The organism is Candidatus Mycobacterium wuenschmannii (assembly GCF_030252325.1).
GTDB classification, from domain to species: Bacteria; Actinomycetota; Actinomycetes; order Mycobacteriales; family Mycobacteriaceae; genus Mycobacterium; species Mycobacterium wuenschmannii.
This window is the reverse complement of sequence record NZ_CP126981.1, coordinates 4,393,013-4,412,045: the sequence shown is the minus strand read 5'-3', so window position 1 is coordinate 4,412,045 and position 19,033 is coordinate 4,393,013. Positions and strand designations below refer to the sequence as shown.

Genomic DNA, 19,033 nt, shown 5'->3' with positions numbered 1-19,033 from the left:
ACCGGACGTCACCAGCGCGCACTCTCGCCGTGCTCGTCGTCGTCCGGCGACTCGGTGGGGCCGACGCGCTCCTCGACCAGCGGGGTCAGCAGGTTGCGCAGGTGGCGGTGTTTGCGCGCCCACGCCTGCGCGGTTCGACCGCCGGTGAGCCGCAGCCCGATGCCGGTGCGGCCCTTGGGGACGCCGACGAGCTCGCCGAGCGCGCGGGCAGACTGCCAGCGCTCGAGGTCCTTCTGGCCGGCCAGCGGGCTGTCGGGCTCCGGGTACACCTTGACGATCTCCGACACCTTGATCGTCTCGGTGCCCTGGCGCAGGGTGTAGGGCGTCAGCACGACCGAGGTGTGGATGCGTGCTGCTTTCACCTGCAGTGCAATGAAACTCGAGACGATCACCAGAAAGAACGCCGGCACCGAGATCTGCCAGCCGTTGCCGTTGGACTTCTCGATCCACAGCATGATCCCGGCGGAAATCGGCCCAGCCAGCACCCAGTACCAGGTCGCGCCGACCTCGCGAAAGATCGGTGCTGCTTCGGTGTCGGTGCCGGCGGTCACGTTGTCCATCATCCCTGCTGGATCGGCGGTCGGGTTAGCTGGGTCATTGCGGGCGTTCACCTGGTGAAATACTCGTGCGAGTCGCTGCGGTGCAGCAGGTACATTCCCCCGGCGATCAGCACCGATCCGGTGATGCCGGCGGCGCCGCACGCGACGGCCCACAGCGGCGGCCAGGTCACGGTGAACAACCGGATGCCGACGTAGACGACGGTGGCGATCGCGCCGCCCGTCAACGTCGTTCGCGCCCAGCGGTATCCGGCCCGCATCAGGATCAGGAACGTCACGACGATCGCGCAGAGCACCCCGGTGAACAGTCCCGAGGCGACCAGCAATGGGGTGGCGCCGTGCCCGTTGGCGGAGCCCACGATGTCGGCGACGTAGCCGATCACCATCAGCGGTAGCGCGACCACCCAGAGCCAGAAGCCGGTGTCGACGTCGGTCGGCCTGGCCGGCGGTTCGTGTTGGACGGGACCCGTCACGACAACCAGTCGGCCACGTCGGCGGCCCAGTAGGTGAGCACGATGTCGGCGCCGGCGCGCCGGATGCTGGTCAGCGATTCGAGGGCGGCGGCGCGTTCGTCGATCCAGCCGTTGGCGGCGGCCGCGGCGATCATCGCGTACTCCCCCGACACCTGGTAGGCGGCGACGGGCACCGGTGAGATCTCGGCCGCGGCCCGCACGACGTCCAGGTAGCTCATCGCCGGCTTGACCATCACGATGTCGGCCCCCTCGTCGAGGTCGAGTTGGACCTCGCGCAGCGCCTCGCGGGCGTTGCCCGGCTCCTGCTGATAGGTGCGCCGGTCGCCGATCAGACTGGAGCTCACCGCTTCTCGGAACGGGCCATAGAACGCGGACGCAAACTTGGCGGCGTAGGCCAGGATGATGGTGTCGGTGTGACCGGCGACGTCCAGGCCGTCCCGGATGGCCGCCACCTGGCCGTCCATCATGCCGCTCGGCCCGACCACCTGGGCGCCCGAATCTGCTTGCGCGACAGCCAGTTCGACGTACCGAGTGAGCGTGGCGTCGTTGTCGACCCGGCCGCGGTCGTCGAGTACGCCGCAGTGGCCGTGGTCGGTGAATTCGTCGAGGCAGGTGTCGGCCATCAGCACGGTCGAGTCACCGAGGTCCTTGCTGAGGTCGCGCAGCGCGACGTTGAGGATGCCGTCGGGATCGGTGCCGGCCGACCCGGCCGCGTCCTTGTCCTGCTCACGGGGAACACCGAACAACATCAGCCCGCCCACACCGGCTTTGACAGCCTCGACGGCGGCCTTGCGCAGCGAGTCGCGGGTGTGCTGCACGACACCCGGCATAGAGGCGATGGGCGACGGCTCGTCGATGCCGTCGGCGACGAACATCGGCAGCACCAAATGCCTTGGCTCCAGGGAGGTTTGCGCGACCAGCCGGCGTAATGCCGGGGTCGACCGGAGCCGGCGCGGACGCTGCCGCGGATAGTTACCCACTGCGCCTCCTACCCGTGTGCGTTGACTCTGCGCTGAGGGCGGAGGTTACCCGCACTTTTGCGCCATAGACGCAGAGTCAACGCGAAATCGCCCCTTAGCGCCTGCGGCTCTTCTTACGCGGCGGCGGCAGCGCACCCTCGGCGCGCAGCCGGGCGGCGTGCTCGGCCAGCGCTTCGATCAGCGGGCCCACCGCGGCGGTCTCGGGCTGCACGTCGACGCGCAGGCCGAATTCGGCTGCCGTCTCAGCGGTCTTCGGCCCGATGCAGGCGACGATGGTGCGCGCGTGCGGCTTGCCGGCGATGCCGACCAGGTTGCGCACGGTCGAGCTCGAGGTGAAGCACACCGCGTCGAAGCCGCCGGTCTTGATCATCTCGCGGGTGGCCGCTGGCGGCGGGGCGGCGCGCACGGTCCGGTACGCGGTGACGTCCTCGATCTCCCAGCCGCGTTCGCGCAGACCCTCGGCCAGCGTCTCGGTGGCGATGTCGGCACGCGGCAGCAGCACCCGGTTGACCGGATCGAAAATGCTGTCGTAGTCCGGGAATTCGTCCAGCAGGCCCAGCGACGACTGCTCGCCGGAGGGCACCAGCTCGGGGCTGATCCCGAATGCGCGAACCCGGTCCGCGGTCGACTCGCCGACGCAAGCGATCTTCACGCCGGAGAACGCGCGGGCGTCGAGACCGAACTCGCCGAACTTCTCCCACACCGCACGCACCGCGTTGGTGGAGGTGAACACGACCCATTGGTAGCGGCCGTCGACCAATCCCTTGACGGCACGCTCCATTTGGGCGGGGCTGCGCGGCGGCTCGACGGCGATCGTCGGGACCTCGATCGGCAGCGCGCCGTGCGCGGTCAGCCGCTCGCTCATCTCGCCGGCCTGGTCCTTGGTGCGTGGCACCAGCACGGTCCAGCCGTACAGGGCGCGGCTCTCCCACCAGTTCAGCTTGGCCCGGTTGGCCACCGTCTTGCCGATGGTGACGACCACCGGCGACGGCGCGGCGCCGTCAGCGGCCAGCAGCAGGTTCGTGTCGGTCAGCCCGCCCAGCGTCGACTCCACGGAGCGCTGCTGGCAGGTGGTGCCCGACGAGGTGACCACGCAGGGGGTGGTGTCGGCCAGGCCGTACTCGATCAGCGTGCGGGCCGAGTCGGCGACATGCGCCGAGGTGGCCTGCAGGATCAGCGGACCCGGACCGGCGGCCAGGGCGCCCCAGTCGACGTCTCCGCGGACGTCGGCAACGGTGTGCGACGAGCCCAGCGGCAGACCCGCGTAGGTCGGCACCGCGTCGCTGGCGGCCAGGCCCGGCACGATCTCGAAGTGCAGGTGGCTGCGTGCCACGGAGTTGACCTCGGTGATCACCGAGTCGACCGACAGCGGGTCGCCGGCTACCAGGCGCACCACGTCGGCCCCAGTGCGGGCCTCGGCGACCAGCGTCTTGGCCACCTCGGTGGGGTCGCCCAGCGCGGGCCGGATGTCGGGTCCCACCGACACCACGGCGGCGGGTTGTTCTTTCGCGTCCGCGCCCTCTGCTGGGTTTTCCGACGCCGCTGCCGGTTCGGCCGGCGCGGGCCCGGAGACGGGCGGCAGATCCTTACCGATCAACGCCTGCACTGCCTCGGGCACGTCGGGGTCAATGAACACCAGGGGGGCATTGGCCAGCACCGCTGCGGCCCGCGTCGTCAGCAGGGCTGGGTCGCCAGGACCCGAACCCACGAACATGATGCGGCCGGGCCTCGGCTTGCGCCCTCGCGTCGTCATCGTCGCTCCTACCTACCTTGCTCGTTGGCGCGCTTGCTGTTACCGCGCGCTCGACATGACTTCCCGTGCCCCCAAGTCGAACAGCTCGGCGGCCACCGAGAGCCCCAGCTCCCGTGCCCGATCCGGACTGCCGATCCCGGACGCGCGGATCACGTCGGATCCGTCCAGCGCCGCCACACAGCTGCGCAGCGACAGCTCCTCGAAGATGTGGCCCTCCTCGTCGATGGACTCGACCACTTCCGCGATCGCCCCCACCGGCGCGGAACAACCCGCCTCCAGTTCGGCGAGCAGGGCACGCTCGGCGGTGACGGCCGCGCGGGAGTCGGCGTCGTCCAGCTCTGCCAGCAGTTCCGCGAGCCGGGAGTCCCCGCTGCGGCACTCGACGGCGAGAGCTCCTTGAGCCGGCGCCGGCAACATCTGCACCGGCTCCAGCGTCTCGGTGACGGCGTCGAGACGTCCCAGCCGGGTCAGACCCGCCCGGGCAACCACGATCGCGTCCAGATCACCACTGCTTACCCTGTTCAACCTGGTGTCTAGGTTGCCTCGTAGGGGGCGAATTTCCAAACCGAGACCCAGTGCTCTAAGCTGCGCGCCCCGGCGGGGCGACGAGGTGCCCACAATTGCACCGTTCGGCAGCTCTCCCAGCACTAACCCGTCGCGGGCCACTAGAGCGTCGCGCGGGTCTTCGCGGCGCGGGACGGCCGCGATGACGAACCGCTCGTCGTGCGCGGTCGGCAGGTCCTTGTACGAATGCACCGCCATGTCGACCTCGTCGGCGGCGATAGCTTCCCTGAGCGCGGCGGTGAAGACGCCGACGCCGATGTCTTGGATCGGCTCCTGCGACTGGTCGCCGGCAGTGCTGATGATCACCAGTTCGGCCTGGTGGCCGTTGGCTTGCAGGGCGTCGCGGATGGCGCCGGCCTGGGTGGTGGCCAGCAGGCTGCCACGGGTACCGATCCGGATCACGTCGGACAAGCGGCTACTCAGCGGAATCGGTTGGCACAGCGGGCAATTCGCCTGCCGTAGCGACGGCGTCGACGGCGGTCTGGTCGAGTTCGAACAGCTCTCTCAGCGCCTCGGCGTAGCTGTCGCCGCCGGGTGCACTGGCCAGTTGTTTGATGCGGACGGTCGGCGCGTGCAGCAGCTTGTCGACGACGCGGCGCACGGTGCGGGCCACCTCGTCCTTCTGGGCTGCCTCGAGGTTCGGCAGCCGGTTGTCGAGGCGCAGGAGTTCGGCCTCGACGACGTCCGCGGCACGCTGGCGCAGCGCGGTGACGGTCGGGGTGACCTCGGCCATCCGCTGTCCGGCCAGGTAGGTGGCCACTTCGGCGGCGACCATGTGGCGCGCGGCCTCGGCGTCCGCTTGCGCGGCTTTGGCGGACGGCTCGCGCTGGATGCGGTCCATGTCGACCACCCAGACGCCCGGCAGACCGGAAACGGCGGGGTCGACGTCGCGGGGCATGCCGAGATCGCAGATCACCAACGGTGGGTCGGTGTCCTCGTGGCGGCTGGCGGTCAGCGCGTTGTGCACGTCTGCCAGGGAGATGACTGGGCGGACGGCGCCCGTGCAGCTGACCACGACGTGGGCGTCGGCCAACGCTGTTGCGAGGTCGTCCAGGCTCAAAGCTTCAGCGGCCGTGCCGGTTTCGCGGATCTTGCGGGCCAGTCGCTGCGCGCGGGGCAACGAGCGGTTGACGACGTAGATGTTGTCGATGCCGGCGCGGGTCAGGTGGGCGGCCGACAGCGCACCCATGGCTCCGGCGCCGACGACGACGGCCGTCTTGCCCTGCAGGCCGCTGAGCTTGGCGTCGGCCATGCCGAGCGCGACCGAGACGACGGAGGCGCCGGCGGCATCGATGCCGGTTTCGGAGTGAACGCGCTTGCCGACGGCCAGGGCGCGTTGGGCGAGTTCGTGGAGCGTCCTGCCGACGGTGCGGTTGGTCTCGGCGGCGGCGTAGGCGCGACGGACCTGGCCGAGGACTTGCTGCTCTCCGACGACCGCGGAGTCGAGGCCGCTGGCCACCGCGAAGAGGTGTTCGACGGCGGCCTCGCTGTAGCGGACGTAGGCGTACTTGGTGAGGTCGGGGACCGTCATACCGGAGTGGTCGGCGAGCACCTGGCCGATCGCGGAGAGGCCGCCGTGGAAGGCTTCGACGACGGCGTAGACCTCGACGCGGTTGCAGGTCGAGAGCACCATGGCCTCGGTAACCAGCGGCGATTGCATGATCCGGTCGACGAGCTTGATCTGCTCGGCCTCGTCGGTGCTGAGTTGCTCCAGGACAGAGACCGGCGCGCTGCGGTGCGACACACCGAAAAGCAGGACGCTCACGGCTGAATCACCTGGCCCGCTCCCTTGCTAACACCGGTGAATTGACTGGTGTCCACCGTAGACGGTCACCAGTTAGGCCACCAAATTTACGGCGAAGTCACCCGCTGGCCAGATCCTTGCGCAGGCGGGGCTCGTCGAGCTCCCAGTAGCTGTGCTCGCGGCCGTCGAGTAGGACGACCGGGAGCCGGTCGCCGAATTCGACTCGCAGCTTCGGGTCGCCTTCGTTTGCCTTGGCGTCGACGTCGGTGGCGGTCAGGTCGAAGTCGAGTTCTTGCGCGAGTTGTTTGAGTTGGGCGTAGACGCCGTCGCAGATCGAGCAGCCGGCCCGGGTGAGCAGCTCGACTTGACGGCGGGGCATTTTTCCAGTGTGCCAGTTCGGTTTATTTGCAGAGGTTTTGGATCGTTAACGCAGTGTGATTCGCTTCGTTCTGTTCCGGAACGGCTGGGTCGGAGGCCAAGTTGTCGAGGGTGAGATTCTGAAATAACTTGGCAAGCTTTCGTGTCGCTGCAGCTAGATCGGGCGGAGTGGCCGGTTCGTCGGCTAAAGCGCCCAGAAGGCGAGCATTGCCTGCGACATAGATTTGTCTCTCGTTAATAGCGACCGCGAGCTGAGCCGTCGGGTCGTCGCCACCGCTCCGTCCTGAATTCGCAACACTCGCGCGGTGAATCTTCTCGTAGGCGGCGCACACTTCAGCTTTGGCCGCCGCGGCTTGTTCTGCGCTGAAGCTCGGCGCGGAAGGCACCGACGACTTCGACTCGGGCGGCGGCCGTAGCCACGCAGCCACCGCGGCGCCGACGGCTGCGAGAGTTATAAGAAGCATTATCGCCAGCGGCCATCGAGAAGGCCCGCGCAGGGTTGTGGGCGGCAGCGGCGTCTGCGGAAATTGTCCTGCGGAAAATCCTGGGTGCGGTGGCAAATTTGACATGAGCCGGATGTCAACGCCGGTCTCATATGACGGTATTCAGCTCGCACATGTCTCGTTGACGGGGTAACAACTCGCGGACCGCGCAGATCAGCGTTGCGTTAAAGCTGCGGTCGTCATGCAGGCCCGGAACCACGCCAAGTGATAGTTGGCGCCGCCCTTGTCCCCGCGAATCAAGGCTTCGATCGCGGCCAGAAGTTGCCAATTGCCAACGTATTTGGGGTTGACGTCATCGGGATATGCGTCCAGCACTCGCTCGCCCACGTCATGCATCTGCTGCTGCAGCAGTTCGACTTCGGACGGATCGACTCCCGTTCCGGACGATGCGGCCTTGGCCAGAGTGTGCGCAAGACGCGGCAACCCATCGCGCCAGTGCGTCGCGCTACTGAGCTCCCAGCCCAACTCCTCGATTTCCGGCGCAGTCCGCGGGCGCGGAGACGTCGGAATCGATTCGTCAGCTTCGGGCACGTACCGGTCCGGCGTGTGCGTAACCGCCATTTCGACTTCGCCAAGCAGAGACTCGAGATCGCCACGGCGACGGCCCGGTTCCAGGAGTGTCACCGACGACGGGATGTCGATCCCCGGCGGAATCCAGCCGTCCGCGAGATCGGTGACAAGCCTGGTCGTGTCATCGGGACAGTCGCCGACAGCCCATGCGAGTCGCGGCTCCTGTCGAGCCACCGCATCGACGATGCGCTGCAACCGATTTCGCGATGTCGCGTCAGCGGACGCCGCGCCGGCCACCGCTCCACCTGCCCCAGCCGCGACAGCCTTGCCTGCAAGGCCCATCGGAGCGGGCGACTGCGATGGAGTCGGCGCAGACTCCGGACGCGCTACAGCAGCCTGCGGGACGGCCGTGCCCCCACCGGCCGCGGGGTTCGTCGGAGCCGAGGCCGGCGCCGACGTCAGGTTGGACGAGATCGGAGGAGGGGGCGGGCTCGGTGTTCCCGAGGGCGTCGAAGCTGCCGGGGGACGTAGGTCCGAGCCGTAGGAAGGAAGCGCACCTCCGGTGTAGGAGGTCGACGGCGCAGACATGGACGGGGCGGCCGGGGCCTGCATGTATCCGGCATTCGTCGGCGCAGGCGGTGGCGCGGGCGCACTGTACGAAGGCGCGGCGGCTTGCGGCGCTGATGGTTGCGCGGGAATGGGTGAGTGCCAGTCTCCAGAGCCGGCTGTCGGTGATGTCGTCGGGGACATCGACGCGGGCGAGACCTGCGGAGCCATCGGAGCCTGCGGTGCTATCGGACCAGCGCCTTGCCCCATAAGCCCCGAGTCGATGTGGTGACCGAAATCGGTCGACATGAAGCTAGGCGGCGCGATGCCCTGAGCCGCCGCGGCGTTGATTGCGCCAGAAGAAACTCCAGGTGGGGCGATGCCGACGTTGCCGCCGGGATTGAAGACCGGCGAGGGTGGGGTGGCCGACACTGCGGGAAGGGTGTTGTGCACCCCAGTAACTGCGGGATTCTGGGGAACTGGGTTGAATCCAACGTCGTGAGTAATGGACGGTGAGCCCGGCCCTCCTGCAGGTATAACGGGACCCTTCCCATCACCGACACCGGCGGCGTGAACTATCGAAGGGGAGCCTGGCCCGCCCGCCGGACTAACTGTCCCCTTTGCATCACCAACGCCAGCAGCGTGGACTATCGACGGCGACCCCGGCACCTGCGGCTGAGCCACTCCCGGCGACAGCGGCCCCGTGCCGTTGGGACCCGCAGAAGGCAGCGATCCCGATGGCCCCATTCCCGATGCTTTAGTGGCGAATCCAACTGGCGTCGCCGAGGGAGCGGATCCGGGCGCCGATGCATTTATCCCGGTCGGCAGCCCACCGCCGTTCGCTGAGGTTGGTGCTGAGCTTCCCGACAATCCCGGCACGGCTGAGTTGACACCCGACGGTAAGCCAGCGCCGCTCGGTGTCCCCGACGGCGCTCCACCGACGACCGGGTTGACCCCTGCAGGGCCTAAATTGCTCATTGATCCGCCCGAAGCGGGAGCATTCGCGCCCGGAGGCATCCCACCGTTTCCAAGCGCTCCCGATAAGGCGCCAATCGCGGGATTCAGCCCCGCTGGACCTGATCCGCCGCCAGCCGCGCCCAATCCCGCGTCCTGGTTCTCAAGTACCTTTCGCACTGCGGGTTCAAGGCCCGACACATCGCGTGCACGGAAGAGCTGACTCATGTCAACGCCATTAGCTCCGGCGAATTGACGAAACGAATGTCCCGTGGTCTCTTGATCTAAGATACGTTGACCCGCATCACCAATATCGCCACCACAATTCGCAGCGGCGAGGTTCGCTTCTTGCTGGCCTTGGCTGATTAATTCCATAATGTGAGGAAATTTGACAGCTAATGGCTCTTTGGACTGAATAACCTGGTTTATTTGCTGGTTGTACCGATCCGCGATCCCATTGAGGCTTTCTCTAAGATTGTGAACGCTGTTTAGCGCAGCAGAATACGAATCCTTTTTGATTACGTTTTTGTGGGCGACTCCACGCGCTAATTGCTCACCCTCGTCGAAAAGCTGAACTAATGCGTCTGCAGTTTTGCCCTGTTGCACCGCGAGTGGCCCAGTCTTCGCAGCGCTTAGCAGGTCCGCAATATTGTGATGGGCATCCGCAATTTGCCCGCGGTTTTCGATCCACGCATTCAATCCGGCAATCGTCAAATCACTCGGCCATTGGTGACCGACGATAACCATCGACCACTCGCCCTGAGGCCCTCCCGCCGTCTGCATCATCTACAAAAGCCTTCGATGCTTGCTGTCGCCTGATCCGCATCAGTGCGTTCCGGTGCACTTGCGTCGGATGCCAAAAAGTTGAGCGTAATGACCTGAAATAATCTAGCGAGATTTCGGACTGCCGCGGAAAGTTCGCCGGGAGCTGCCGGCGCGTCGTCAAGCACGGTCAGAAGATAAGCACTTCCAGCGACGTAAATCTGCCTATCGTTTACTGCTACCGCAAGCTGCGAAGTTGGATCGTCTCCACCTTTCCGATTAGCGTTCGCGTCGCTGGCTCGGCGCACTTTCTGATAAGCCGCACAGACTTTCGACTTCGCATCGGCGATCTGCTGCTCCGTATACGTCGGCGCCGCTGGAGCCGCCAGCGTTTCGTGCGGAATAGGCCGTAGCCAGGCCGCGACCGCCGCGCCGACCGAGATAAGCGAGACCAGCGACATGACCAATACCGGCCACCGCGCTGGCTTAACGAGCGCCTGCGGCCCAACCGGACCCCACGGGCCCGCGGGAGGCATCGCGGGCGGGTAACCGCCAGGGCCCGGCGCCGAGGGGTGGCCTGCGGGAGGCATTTCGGACATGCAGAGATGGTATCGCCGATGGGCGTTGCCGGTATTCAGCTTTCGACCCGACGCCGCGGCTCGCTGCAATGCCGAAACAACTGAATAGCGCCAGTGCTCATCGGCGATACCATTGCCGAACGCACTGCGGGCACCCGAGCGCAGGCAGGAGGTAGTGATGGGCAACGGTGGCAGCGAACAACTCCACATCTATATCCAGGGACTCATGGAGGCGATGGCGCACAACCAGCCACCGCCACCTATCCCGGCCGACATGCCCGCGGGCGCGGTCTCGGAGATCGACGCGCTGCTAGCCAGCCTGGGAATGGCGGGCAATGCCGGCGATCCTGCCGACATGACAGCCGGCCAGGCCGGCTTCGCCAAACGTGGCGAGAAGACCGGCGACGCGATGTCGCAATTCCCCGCCGCCGATCAAAATTCAAGCCAGCAACTCCAGCAGATGCTTGGCACTTTTACGCAGATGCCTCAGCAATTCATGCAGAGCTTCACCGGGCTGTTCCAAGGCTTGCAGCAGGGCATGAATCAGGCCATGCAGCAAGGCATGCAAGTCGGCCAGCAGCTGATGAGCAGCGTGGGCAAAGCCGGCGCCGGCGCCGCGCTGCCCGCCAGCGCCCTGGGCGATGCGCTCGGCGCCGGCGCTGGCGCGTTGGGTGCCGGTGGAGGCGGCGCAGGCCTAGCAGGCGCAACCACCCCGGCCGGAAACCTTGGCCCACCACCAATTCCGTCCGCCGGTACCGCCCCCGCTTCCGCGCAGCAGGTACCCGTGACATCGCCACCCCCATCCGAAGGCGCCGGCGCGCGCGGACAAATGGGCGGCGGCATGCCGATGATGCCTCCGGGTGCCGCGGGCGGCGCCGCCGGCGGTGGCGACAACAAGACCGACACCAAGCGGGTCGTTCCCCCGTCAGTCAAGAACGGCGCCCCGGTGCAGGGCCGGATCACTACGCCGCAGGCCGCGCCGGAAGTCGTGAAACGCGTTGCCGGCAAACCGATCGCGAGCCGTCGCATCCTCGCACCCGGTGACAAACGCGAGGACGACGAGGACGAGGGCGGCCGCAACCGCTTGTAGTCGCAGGGTGAATTGTGCCGGTCGTACGACGCCTCTAGCTTTACGGCTATGGCTCACGACGAGGCGGTGCGGGTTCCACCCGAGGCCATGCACGTTGTATCGCAAGCACTGTCGAGCGCAGCGAAAGACCTGCACGCCCGACTCGTCGAACTCGATGGGCAAGTCCGCGACCTGCTAGCCGGCTGGCACGGCGGATCGGGTGGCGCGTACGGCCAGGCGTGGGACTCGTGGCATCGCGGAGCGGGCGAAGTCCAGCAAGGCTTGTCGATGCTGGCGAAGTCCGTCGGCGTGACCGGCACTCAATTCGCCGCGCAGGATCAAGCGTCGACGCAAGCTGTGGACGGTGTCTACCGTGGCTGACGCGTTCAGTGTCGATCCGCAAGCACTCATCGATGCCACGCAGCGAATGTCCGACTTTATCCAGCACACCGAGAGCGTGCTCTCTGAAATCGATTCGCTGGTAACTCATTTGCACACCACCTGGTCCGGCCACGCGGCCGAGGCACACGCTGAGGCGCACCGGCGCTGGACGCACGGCGAGGCGACGATGCGGCAGGCATTGACTCTGCTCAAGACCGTCGGCGGCACCGCGCACCACAATTACACCCAGGCCATGGCGACGAATTCGGCCATGTGGTCTTGAGCTGATGGCACCGCTCGCGGTCGATCCAGCGGTATTGGATAGCGCTGGCGCGGCGGTTATTTCGGTCGGTGAAGGACTGGGCTCGACAGTATCGACGTTGACGACCTCTCTCGCCGGCTGTCACGCGATGTCAGGCGACGATCCGGCCGGCTCATCCTTCGGCCACAGCTACGACAGTTCGGCAACCAAGCTGCTCGAGGCGATGGCAACCACACGAAACGGGTTGTGCCGACTCGGCGATGGCGTCCGAATCTCGGCGCACAACTACTCGCTGGCAGAAGCGAATTCGAACATCGCCGGACACAGCCAGGCTCTTCCGGCCCCGCAATCGACCGGACCCATCCAAGCCGGGTCGGCGCCGTCGGCGGTCGGCAGTGGTGTCAGCGCACCGGCAGGCTGGGGTTGGGTGTCTAAATACGTCGGGATGATCTGGCCGAACGGAAACTCGGCCAAGCTCCGCGGTGCCGCTGCGGCATGGATTACAGCCGGCACGAATTTCGAGGTCAGCGAGATCACCGGAGCCGCCGGGCCGATGGGAAGCATTGGTGCGCAACAGATTCCCGAAGGCACCGCGATAGCCGCCGCTTTCACGGCGACGAACCACTGCGCGGCCGGTGTGCTGCAGCAGTGCACCTCTATCGCGACTCAGCTCACGTCGTACGCGTCGAAGATCGACACAGTCCACGCCGCGATCATCGATCTGCTCTCGCGCATCTGCAATCCCTGGACGGGGATCAAAGAGGTGTGGGAATGGCTCACCGATGAGGACGAAGACGAGATCAGGAAAATCGCCAACGACATTCGCGTGATCGTCAATCACTTCACCGAGGAAGTCGATGCGCTGCGCCGACAGATCGCGAAGGCGCTCCACGAAGCGACCACCATCGTGTCGACCATGGTTCGCTACGCCGAGAAGGAGTGGGACAACTTTCTGCACACGACAGACGTCGGCCGAGCTCTGGACCACTTCGGACATGTCTGCGGTGGCGTCCTCTCCGAAGCCGAAAAGCTCATCGAGGGCGCGTGGAATGTGAGCCCCATGCGAGTCATGCTGGATCCAAAGGGCTTCTGGCACGACGCCTCTGGCTCGCTCGAGGAACTCAAGAAGCTTGCTGGCCTCGAGGGCGAGCAGAAATTCGAGGACGCCTGGAAAGAGATCGGCAAAGAGTTTGTCCACTGGGATGACTGGGCGACAGACCCCTTCAAAGCGGCCGGTGAATCGGCTTTCGATGTCGGAACGCTGTTCATCGGTGGCGGCCCTTTAAAGGAACTGCCCATGCTGGGCCGGATGTCGAAAGATGTTGCCGAGGTACCGAAGTCCCTTCCGACGCCGCCACGGGCGCCTGATGCCGCCCCCCACGCCAATGCCCCCGCGCACACCGAAGCGCCAAAGGGTGGACAGCCGGCGCCCGCACTGAAACCCGGAAATGCGTTGCCGCCGTACGGAGCAACGGAATCGAAAACCCCCGCAGCTCCGAAACCCGTTGCGGACGCTGGCACCAAATCCCCAATTGCCGCAGCACATGCGCCCGCAGCGGCGCCAGAGGCCGGCGGCACATCGGCTCTCCATGCGCCTGTCAACGGATCGGGACACCCACCCGGCGGTGGGCCGAGCGGATATCTACCGCCGTCCGCGACGCACGACCACCACGGCCCCGTCGCTCACCAAACGTCGCCTCTCGCGCCTGGGGGATCGCTGACGTCGAGAGAGCTTGCAGCCGTAGGCCATTACACTGGGTTGGGATTCGAGGATCTAAACAGTGCGTTGAGGACCAACACCGTGGATGCATCTCAACTTGCACGCGTAGAGGCCCTGAATCAGGCGTTAGACAAGATTCCGCCGCACAACGGTTCCGTCTTCCGAGGCACAGACTTGCCCTCGAAAGTGCTGGCTCAGTACCAACCAGGCTCGGTTGTATCCGATAGCGCATTCCTTAGTACCACGAAGGACATCAAAGTTGCCCAGTCTCCCGGCTTCGCAGGCAATGTCGAATTCCGGATCATGTCGAAAACGGGACGAGACATCTCGTCGCTATCCATGATTCCAGGAGAAGAGGAAGTCCTGTTCAAGACCGATACAAAGTTCTTCGTGGTAGACCGAAGATCCGATCCCCTCACCGGTCGCACCATAATTGAGATGATCGAGCAGTAAAGGTAACGCGCAATGTCAAAAAAGATCGCAGGGAAGACCTTCTCTACACCGGAAGAAGCAGGGTTCACCCCGCCGACGGAGGAAGAGTTGGCTCAGGCGCGTAAGCAATTCGCCGAGCTCCAGCAGCGGATAGATCAAGTACCTGAGGAAGACCGCTGGACCGAAGTGTCTCCAAAATTCTGGGACGACACCTCGGGTACTGAGTACGAGGGCTGGCGAGACAAGTAGCTCCCCGCCAACTCCAACCCAACGCCGCGCGGGCGGATAGTGTGACACCGTGACCGCTCCCGGCGGCCCGGGCACTGAAGAACCCGGCCCCACCGCAGAACCCGACCCCGCTGAGCAGCAATTCCAGACGCTGGCTGCCAATGCCAGCGCCGAGCGGGCGCTGGAGGACGTCGACGCAGGAGAAAAACCCGAGCAGCCGCCCGTCGACCTCACCGCGGCGGCCTTCTTCGATGTCGACAACACCCTGGTGCAGGGCTCGTCGCTGGTCCACTTCGGCCGCGGTCTGGCTTCTCGCAAGTACTTCACCTACCGCGACGTCCTCGGATTCGTCTACGCGCAGGCCAAGTTTCAGGTCCTCGGCAAGGAGAACAGCAACGACGTCGCGGCTGGGCGCCGCAAAGCGCTCGCATTCATCGAAGGCCGCCCGACCGCCGAGCTGATGCAACTCGGCGAAGAGGTCTACGACGAGATCATCGCCGAGAAGATCTGGGAGGGCACCCGTGATCTCGCCCAGATGCACCTCGACGCCGGCCAACAGGTGTGGCTCGTCACGGCCACCCCGTACGAGCTCGCGATCACCATCGCCCGTCGCCTCGGACTGACCGGCGCGCTGGGCACCGTCGCCGAATCGGAGGACGGGATCTTCACCGGCCGCCTCGTCGGCGACATCCTGCACGGCCCGGGCAAGGCGCACGCCGTTCGCTCGCTGGCCATCCGCGAGGGCCTCAACCTCAAGCGCTGCACCGCCTACTCCGACAGCTATAACGACGTGCCGCTGCTCTCCCTCGTCGGTACCGCGGTGGCCATCAACCCCGACGCCGCACTCAGGGACTACGCCCGCAAACGAGGCTGGGAAATCCGCGACTTCCGGACTGCCCGAAAAGCCGCGCGGATCGGCGTACCGTCGGCTTTGGCTCTGGGCGCGGCGGGCGGCGCACTGGCTGCGGTGGCATCGAGGCGGCAATCCCGCTGATAAGCTGCGCCGCTGAGCACCCATCAGAGTGGAGAGCAGCGCATGTCATTGCCCGCAGGCACCGAAGGCCTGATCGGCACGCACTACCGATACCCCGATTACTTCGAGGTCGGTCGCGAGAAGGTTCGCGAATTCGCTGACTCCATCAGCAACGATCACCCGCTTCACCACTCTGAAGAGGCTGCCGCCGAATACGGCTACGACGCCATCGTGGCGCCGCTCACATTCCTCGCGGTGGCCGGGCGACGCGTTCAGTTGGACGTCTTCACCAAGTTCGACATCCCCATCAATCTGGCCCGGGTGCTGCACCGCGACCAGAAATTCGTCTTTCACCGGCCGATCAAGACCGGCGACCGGCTGTATTTCGACACCTACCTGGACTCTGTCATCGAGTCGCACGGCACGGTGATCGCCGAGATCCGCAGCGAAGTCACAGACGAGGCCGGCGAACCCATCATCACGAGCATCGTCACCATGCTCGGCGAGTCGTCGAACCCCGACGCGAACGCCGAGGCGACGATCGCAGCAATTGCTTCTATCCGAGCCGGGGCCTAGTGTCAGCCGGAACCTTCAGGGGGGAACCCAACCAATGAGCGCTGATCTCGAACCACATTTCGACGACATCCAGTCGCACTACGACCTGTCCGACGACTTCTATCGGCTCTTCCTAGACCCGAGTCAAACCTACAGCTGTGCGTACTTCGAGCGCGACGACATGACGCTCGAAGAGGCGCAGCGGGCAAAGGTCGACCTGTCGCTCGGCAAACTCGGCCTGGAGCCCGGCATGACGCTGCTCGACGTGGGTTGTGGCTGGGGGGCCACGCTGCGCCGCGCAATCGAGAAGTACGACGTCAACGTGATCGGCCTGACGCTGTCGAAGAACCAGGCCGAGCACGTCCAGAAGTCCTTCGACGCGCTCGACACCGAACGCTCCCGAGAGGTGCGGCTGAACGGCTGGGAGCAGTTCCACGAGCCGGTCGACCGCATCGTCTCGATCGGCGCGTTCGAGCACTTCGGCTTCGAGCGTTACGACGACTTCTTCAAGATGGCGTGGGACGCGCTGCCGGCCGGCGGCACCATGATGTTGCACACCATCGTCGTGCCGAGCGACGAGGAATTGGCCGAACGCGGCATCAAGATCACGATGACCCGCGCGCGGTTCGCCCTGTTCATGATGCGGGAGATCTTCCCCGGGGGTCGGCTGCCGACAGTGGCCATCGTCGAGGAGCACGCGAAGAAGCAGGGCTTCGAGCTCAAGCTCGTCCAGCCGCTGCGGCTGCACTACGCGCGCACCCTGGATTTCTGGTCGGAGGCGTTGCGGGGCCGCAAGGACGAGGCCATCGAGATCCAGTCCGAAGAGGTCTACGAGCGTTACATGAAGTACCTGACGGGGTGCGCCGAGTTGTTCCGCGAGGGCGCCTGCGACGTTGCGCAGTTCACCCTGGTCAAGCCCGCGAAGTAATCAGCCGAAGAACATATTGCGGCGGCCCGCCAGCAGCTGATACAGCGTCTGCTGGATGGTCTCGCGCACCTGGTCGGTCAGCTCGAAGGTGACCATCGGGTCTTCGGCGTCGGCGCCGTCGTAGTGCGCGGTGTCGATCGGTTCGCCAAAAGCGATGTGCCACTTCGACGGCAGCGGCACCAGCCCGGCCGGACCGGCCAGCGGGAACAGCGGCGTGATCGGGAAGTACGGCAGCCCGAAGACCCGAGCCAGCATCCGCACGTCGGTCAGCATCGGGTAGATCTCTTCCGATCCGACGATCGAGCACGGGATGATCGGCGCCTTTGCGCGCAGCGCGGCCGCCACGAAACCACCGCGGCCGAACCGCTGCAGTTTGTAGCGATCTTTGAAGCGCTTACCCAGGCCCTTGTAGCCCTCGGGGAACACCGCGGTCAGCTCGCCCGCGGCCAGCAGTCGGTGCGCATCGGCCGTGCACGCCATGGTGTGGCCGGCCTTGCGCGCCGTCGCGCTCACCACCGGAAGGTCAAACACCATGTCAGCGGCCAGAAGTCGGAGATCGCGGTGGGCGGGATGCTCGTCGTGCACGGCGACCGACGCCATCAACCCGTCGAACGGCAGCACGCCGGCATGGTTGGCCACCACGAGGCCAGCGCCCGTGTCGGGCAGGTTTTCGATGCCGCTGACCTCGACCCGGAACCACGACTTGAAGAAGAACCGCAGCAGCGGGCGGACGATCGCGTCGTTGAAGTGCGGGTCGAAACCGAACTCATCGACGCGGTAGTCGCCGGCGAGCCGGTGCCGCAGGAAGTCGGCGACCGCACTGACCTTCTGCACGAGTTCGTTGCCCGACTGTTCGGCCTCGGCACCACGGCGGTGCTGGTCGATTTCGCGGACGACGGCGGCGATCTCGTCGGCCGAGGCGCGGCTGTCGGGTTCAGACAGCAGGGAGGGGTGCTGGCGGGTGGCCTGGGTGCGGCTCCCGGCACGACGCTGAGCCGCCGCACGGCTTGAATTCCCGTGCAGCGGAATAACTTTCGCTTTTGAGTCGCTCGCCATCGAATGAACCTCCCCTCGCCTAGTTGATTGTGGCCCGGCCACCAAAGCGCTGCACTGCGGCTACGGCCCGACCTTCAATGGAGCGTACCCATTCAGGGTCGATAATGGGAGTCAAACCTCGGCCGCGAACGTAATCGTCAAAAGCCTCCGCAGTCGACCACTTGGGGTGGTATTCGAGCTCCTGTTCCATCCGCGTGGTGTCCATCACTCGGCCGTAGCTCAGGTAGTCGAGTTGCTCGCGGTTGATGTCCAGATAGCGGTTCGCCTTGCGCAGCGAATCGAGCGCCGCGAGCCCAAATCCCGGTACCGGCAACGCAACTCGGCCCGCCCGTCGAATCGCTTGGGAGAGCATGATGATGCCGCTGGCGCCGATGTTGAAGGTGCCGGGCTTGCCGGCCATCACCGCCCGCTCCATCGCGCCGAGCGCATCCTGCTCGTGTAACAGTTGCAAGCGCGCGTCGCGGCCGAGCACCGTCGGCACCAGTGGCCCGGCCAGGTAGCGCGAGAGCGTGGTTTCCATCGCCGGACCAATCATGTTGGCCAGCCGCAGAATGGTGACCGAGATGTCCGGTCGGCGCCGGCCGAGCCCACGGGTGTAGCCCTCGATGTCGAGGCTGTCCTTGGGAAATCCTTCGCGGAACGGCCGACGGCTGCTGCTGTCCTCGGTGAACAGCACCGGGTCGTGCTGGCTGGACCCGTAGACCTCCGACGTCGACTTCAGCACGACGCGTCGCACCGACGGCGCCTTCTGGCAGGCGGCGAACAACTGCATCGCCCCGAGCACGTTGATTTCCTTGAGCGCCGCTCCCCCACCGGCGCGCGGCGCGAACGACGCGGCCGCCGCATGCACCACGGTGTCGACGTCGCCGTTTCGGATCACCTTGGCGACAAAGGGATTGCGGATGTCGGCGCGCACGAACTCGGCGCGACCCATCCGGCGCAACATGTCCTTGCTGGGCGCGACGGCGTCGACGGCGATCACCCGGTCGATCGACGGGTTCTGCGCGAGCCGAGCGGTCAGATACCCGCCCAGGAATCGGCATGCGCCAGTGACCAGCACGATCTTGGGAGAGTGCGCGGCATCGGTGCCGGTACCTGATTGACCGCCCGACGAATCCACTTGGCCA

20 protein-coding genes are annotated in these 19,033 nt (G+C 65.9%); 8 read left to right on the top strand and 12 right to left on the bottom strand.

Annotation, left to right across the window (positions count from 1 at the left end; genetic code table 11):
- Window positions 1–8: 8 nt before the first annotated feature.
- The 10 genes from PT015_RS21260 to PT015_RS21215 form a co-directional block, all read right to left on the bottom strand.
- The gene (locus tag PT015_RS21260; protein WP_285191221.1) at window positions 9–560 is read right to left on the bottom strand and encodes a DUF3093 domain-containing protein; all 552 of its coding nucleotides are present in this window, start codon (window positions 558–560) and stop codon (window positions 9–11) included.
- 47 nt (window positions 561–607) lie between these two features.
- On the bottom strand, window positions 608–1,030 hold the full coding sequence (locus PT015_RS21255) for a hypothetical protein (RefSeq protein WP_285187040.1): 423 nt from the start codon (window positions 1,028–1,030) through the stop codon (window positions 608–610).
- Window positions 1,027–2,010, bottom strand: coding sequence for a porphobilinogen synthase (gene hemB / locus PT015_RS21250; protein ID WP_285187038.1), 984 nt, complete (start codon window positions 2,008–2,010; stop codon window positions 1,027–1,029). The genes PT015_RS21255 and hemB overlap by 4 nt, the downstream gene beginning before the upstream one ends.
- A gap of 94 nt (window positions 2,011–2,104) precedes the next feature.
- The gene (locus PT015_RS21245) at window positions 2,105–3,763 is read right to left on the bottom strand and encodes a bifunctional uroporphyrinogen-III C-methyltransferase/uroporphyrinogen-III synthase (protein WP_285187034.1); all 1,659 of its coding nucleotides are present in this window, start codon (window positions 3,761–3,763) and stop codon (window positions 2,105–2,107) included.
- 39 nt (window positions 3,764–3,802) lie between these two features.
- Window positions 3,803–4,729, bottom strand: coding sequence for a hydroxymethylbilane synthase (gene hemC, locus PT015_RS21240; protein WP_285191220.1), 927 nt, complete (start codon window positions 4,727–4,729; stop codon window positions 3,803–3,805).
- Window positions 4,730–4,742: 13 nt separating this feature from the next.
- The gene (locus PT015_RS21235) at window positions 4,743–6,092 is read right to left on the bottom strand and encodes a glutamyl-tRNA reductase (protein WP_285187033.1); all 1,350 of its coding nucleotides are present in this window, start codon (window positions 6,090–6,092) and stop codon (window positions 4,743–4,745) included.
- A 97-nt stretch (window positions 6,093–6,189) separates the two neighbouring features.
- Entirely contained in the window at window positions 6,190–6,450 is a 261-nt protein-coding gene (locus tag PT015_RS21230) for a glutaredoxin family protein (RefSeq protein WP_285187031.1), read from the bottom strand.
- 22 nt (window positions 6,451–6,472) lie between these two features.
- Window positions 6,473–6,835, bottom strand: coding sequence for a hypothetical protein (locus PT015_RS21225; RefSeq protein ID WP_285187030.1), 363 nt, complete (start codon window positions 6,833–6,835; stop codon window positions 6,473–6,475).
- Window positions 6,836–7,105: 270 nt separating this feature from the next.
- Window positions 7,106–7,759, bottom strand: coding sequence for a DUF5631 domain-containing protein (locus PT015_RS21220; protein ID WP_285187029.1), 654 nt, complete (start codon window positions 7,757–7,759; stop codon window positions 7,106–7,108).
- 1,985 nt (window positions 7,760–9,744) lie between these two features.
- Window positions 9,745–10,185, bottom strand: coding sequence for a hypothetical protein (locus tag PT015_RS21215; protein ID WP_285187028.1), 441 nt, complete (start codon window positions 10,183–10,185; stop codon window positions 9,745–9,747).
- Between the two features lie 295 nt (window positions 10,186–10,480).
- Here PT015_RS21215 and PT015_RS21210 point away from each other — a divergent pair, with 295 nt between their 5' ends.
- From PT015_RS21210 to PT015_RS21175, 8 genes are read left to right on the top strand one after another with little or no spacing between them, the layout of a single operon-like run.
- A complete protein-coding gene (locus tag PT015_RS21210; RefSeq protein ID WP_285187027.1) occupies window positions 10,481–11,392 on the top strand; it encodes a hypothetical protein in 912 nt (303 codons plus the stop codon).
- A gap of 48 nt (window positions 11,393–11,440) precedes the next feature.
- A complete protein-coding gene (locus tag PT015_RS21205; RefSeq protein ID WP_285187026.1) occupies window positions 11,441–11,752 on the top strand; it encodes a WXG100 family type VII secretion target in 312 nt (103 codons plus the stop codon).
- Window positions 11,745–12,035: a WXG100 family type VII secretion target gene (locus tag PT015_RS21200; protein ID WP_285187025.1), complete on the top strand. Its 291-nt coding sequence runs from the start codon at window positions 11,745–11,747 to the stop codon at window positions 12,033–12,035. Before PT015_RS21205 ends, PT015_RS21200 begins: the two co-directional genes overlap by 8 nt.
- 4 nt (window positions 12,036–12,039) lie before the next feature.
- Complete coding sequence (locus tag PT015_RS21195; protein ID WP_285187024.1) at window positions 12,040–14,187, top strand: ADP-ribosyltransferase domain-containing protein; 2,148 nt, start codon at window positions 12,040–12,042, stop codon at window positions 14,185–14,187.
- A gap of 12 nt (window positions 14,188–14,199) precedes the next feature.
- On the top strand, window positions 14,200–14,415 hold the full coding sequence (locus PT015_RS21190) for a hypothetical protein (RefSeq protein WP_285187022.1): 216 nt from the start codon (window positions 14,200–14,202) through the stop codon (window positions 14,413–14,415).
- Window positions 14,416–14,464: 49 nt separating this feature from the next.
- Window positions 14,465–15,388 carry an HAD family hydrolase gene (locus PT015_RS21185; protein ID WP_390887881.1) on the top strand — a complete coding sequence of 308 codons (924 nt, stop codon included), beginning with the start codon at window positions 14,465–14,467 and terminating at the stop codon, window positions 15,386–15,388.
- A gap of 42 nt (window positions 15,389–15,430) precedes the next feature.
- Window positions 15,431–15,943, top strand: a complete 513-nt coding sequence (locus PT015_RS21180) for an FAS1-like dehydratase domain-containing protein (RefSeq protein ID WP_285187021.1) — start codon at window positions 15,431–15,433, stop codon at window positions 15,941–15,943.
- Between the two features lie 34 nt (window positions 15,944–15,977).
- Complete coding sequence (locus tag PT015_RS21175) at window positions 15,978–16,850, top strand: cyclopropane mycolic acid synthase family methyltransferase (protein ID WP_285187020.1); 873 nt, start codon at window positions 15,978–15,980, stop codon at window positions 16,848–16,850.
- Here PT015_RS21175 and PT015_RS21170 read toward each other — a convergent pair whose 3' ends face one another.
- Window positions 16,851–17,906 (bottom strand): lysophospholipid acyltransferase family protein, encoded by a 1,056-nt coding sequence (locus tag PT015_RS21170; protein ID WP_285187019.1) that lies wholly within the window; start codon window positions 17,904–17,906, stop codon window positions 16,851–16,853.
- Between the two features lie 19 nt (window positions 17,907–17,925).
- On the bottom strand, window positions 17,926–19,026 hold the full coding sequence (locus PT015_RS21165) for an SDR family oxidoreductase (RefSeq protein ID WP_285187017.1): 1,101 nt from the start codon (window positions 19,024–19,026) through the stop codon (window positions 17,926–17,928).
- Between the last annotated feature and the right edge of the window lie 7 nt (window positions 19,027–19,033).